The following is a 2924-nucleotide window of genomic DNA, read 5'->3' as shown; positions in this document are numbered from 1 at the left end:
CATACATTGCTGCACTTCCACCTCTGCCCTATCTACCTCGTCGTCTTCAAGGGGTCTTACTTCTTTAAAGAATGGGATATCTCATCTTGAGGGGGGCTTCACGCTTAGATGCCTTCAGCGTTTATCCCTTCCAGGCTTGGCTACCCTGCCATGCAGTTGGCACTGCAACAGGTACACCAGCGGCCCGTCCATCCCGGTCCTCTCGTACTAAGGACAGCTCCTCTCAAATATCCTACGCCCACGCCGGATAGGGACCGAACTGTCTCACGACGTTCTGAACCCAGCTCGCGTACCGCTTTAATGGGCGAACAGCCCAACCCTTGGGACCTACTACAGCCCCAGGATGCGATGAGCCGACATCGAGGTGCCAAACCACTCCGTCGATGTGAACTCTTGGGAGTGATAAGCCTGTTATCCCCAGGGTAGCTTTTATCCGTTGAGCGATGGCATTCCCACTTAATACCACCGGATCACTAAGCCCTACTTTCGTACCTGCTCCACCCGTCGGTGTCGCAGTCAAGCTCCCTTCTGCCTTTGCACTCTGCGAATGGTTTCCAACCATTCTGAGGGAACCTTTGGGCGCCTCCGATACTCTTTCGGAGGCGACCGCCCCAGTCAAACTCCCCGCCTGGCATTGTCCCACCGCCGGCTAACGGCGGCTGGTTAGAAGCCCAATACTGCAAGGGTGGTATCCCAACATCGGCTCCATGGCAACTGGCGTCACCACTTCTTAGCCTCCCACCTATCCTGTACATGCAATACCGGACCCCAGTACCAAACTGGAGTAAAGCTCCATGGGGTCTTTCCGTCCTGGCGCAGGTAACCAGCATCTTCACTGGTACTTCAATTTCACCGGATGCATTGCCGAGACAGCGCTCAAATCATTACGCCTTTCGTGCGGGTCGGAACTTACCCGACAAGGAATTTCGCTACCTTAGGACCGTTATAGTTACGGCCGCCGTTTACTGGGGCTTAAATTCAATGCTTCGTTTCCTGACATCTCCTCTTAACCTTCCAGCACCGGGCAGGCGTCAGCCCATATACCTCACCTTTCGGTTTCGCATAGACCTGTGTTTTTGCTAAACAGTTGCTTGAGCCTATTCTCTGCGGCCAGGTCTCCCTGGCACCCCTTCTCCCGAAGTTACGGGGTCATTTTGCCGAGTTCCTTGGCAATGCTTCTTCCGTCGGCCTTAGGATTCTCTCCTCATCCACCTGTGTCGGTTTACGGTACGGGTACGATATGAACAATAGCGGCTTTTCTTGACGCATGGCTCACACACTTCCCTACTTTAGTTCGGTCCGCATCACGCCTTCGGGTTGCCTGGCGGTTTTTCCTACCAGACCCCTACCTCGCTTGCCCCGGGATTCCATTCCCGGGTTGTGCTCTCCACACGTGTCCCCACAGTTCTGTCATATCGCAGTACAGGAATCTCAACCTGTTGTCCATCGGCTACGTCTTTCGACCTCGCCTTAGGCCCCGACTTACCCAGGGCAGATCAGCTTTACCCTGGAAACCTTAGATATTCGGCCACAAGGATTCCCACCTTGTTCTCGCTACTCATTCCGGCATTCTCTCTTCAATGCAGTCCACAGCTCCTTACGGTACTGCTTCTTCCCGCATTCAATGCTCCTCTACCAATGACTATGTCATTCCTCAGCTTCGGTGTCGTGTTTCAGCCCCGGACATTTTCGGCGCAGGACCTCTCGACCAGTGAGCTATTACGCACTCTTTGAATGGATGGCTGCTTCTGAGCCAACATCCTGGTTGTCTTTGAAATCCCACATCCTTTTCCACTTAACACGCACTTTGGGACCTTAGCTGGAGGTCTGGGCTCTTTCCCTTTTGACTATCCAACTTATCTCGTATAGTCTGACTCCCGGTAATCGGTTCGATGGCATTCGGAGTTTGATATTCTTCGGTAGGCTTTGACGCCCCCTAGGAAATTCAGTGCTCTACCTCCATGAATCTATACCGAGGCTAGCCCTAAAGCTATTTCGAGGAGAACCAGCTATCTCCGGGTTCGATTGGAATTTCTCCCCTATCCACACCTCATCGCCACCCTTTTCAACGGATGTGCGTTCGGTCCTCCACTACCTCTTACGGCAGCTTCAACCTGGACATGGATAGATCACCCGGTTTCGGGTCTGCACATACTGACTCTGGCCCTGTTCAGACTTGGTTTCCCTACGGCTCCGCGTCTTAGACGCTTAACCTTGCCAGTATGCACAACTCGCCGGACCGTTCTACAAAAAGTACGCGGTCCACCATATAAAGGTGTTCCACAGCTTGTAAACACAGGGTTTCAGGTTCTCTTTCACTCCCCTCCCGGGGTCCTTTTCACCTTTCCTTCACAGTACTATGCACTATCGGTCACTAAGGAGTATTTAGCCTTACGGGGTGGTCCCCGCGCGTTCCCACAAGGTTTCTCGTGTCTCGTGGTACTCTGGATCCTGCCGTGTCATCTCGGATTTCATGTACGGGGCTTTCACCCTCTCTGGCTGGCTTTCCCAAAACCATTCCATTATCCTCAACGAATCACTTCCGCAGTCCGAACCCCGCCATGCACGCATGACGGTTTAGGCTCTTTCCCGTTCGCTCGCCGCTACTTAGGAAATCGAGTTTTCTTTCTTCTCCTCGGGGTACTTAGATGTTTCAGTTCCCCCGGTTCCCTTCCATACGTTATGGATTGGCGTATGGATACATGAGGTTTGCTCATGTGGGTTTCCCCATTCAGATATCTCCGGCTCATAGGATATTTGCTCCTCCCCGAAGCTTTTCGCAGCTTATCACGTCTTTCATCGGCTCTTAGTGCCAAGGCATCCACCCTGCGCTCTTTCTTGCTTGGCCTTACCAGATACCATAGCGTTGGTACCTGACGGCTTGGGTTGTTGCTTGGTTTTTGTTTCTCAATTCGCTGTATCTT

The 2924-nt window shown here is 52.7% G+C and carries 1 rRNA gene; it reads right to left on the bottom strand.

Going from position 1 to position 2924, the window contains the following annotated elements:
* Positions 1-2848, bottom strand: a 23S ribosomal RNA gene (locus tag MUB35_RS30170); the annotation flags it as partial.
* Positions 2849-2924: the final 76 nt, after the last annotated feature.

Origin of the sequence: Blautia sp. NSJ-175, assembly GCF_022867815.1 — a bacterium.
In the GTDB taxonomy this organism is placed as follows: Bacteria; Bacillota; Clostridia; order Lachnospirales; family Lachnospiraceae; genus Blautia; species Blautia celeris.
The sequence above is the reverse complement of the archived record's forward strand: the minus strand, read 5'-3'. Positions and strand labels throughout refer to the sequence as shown.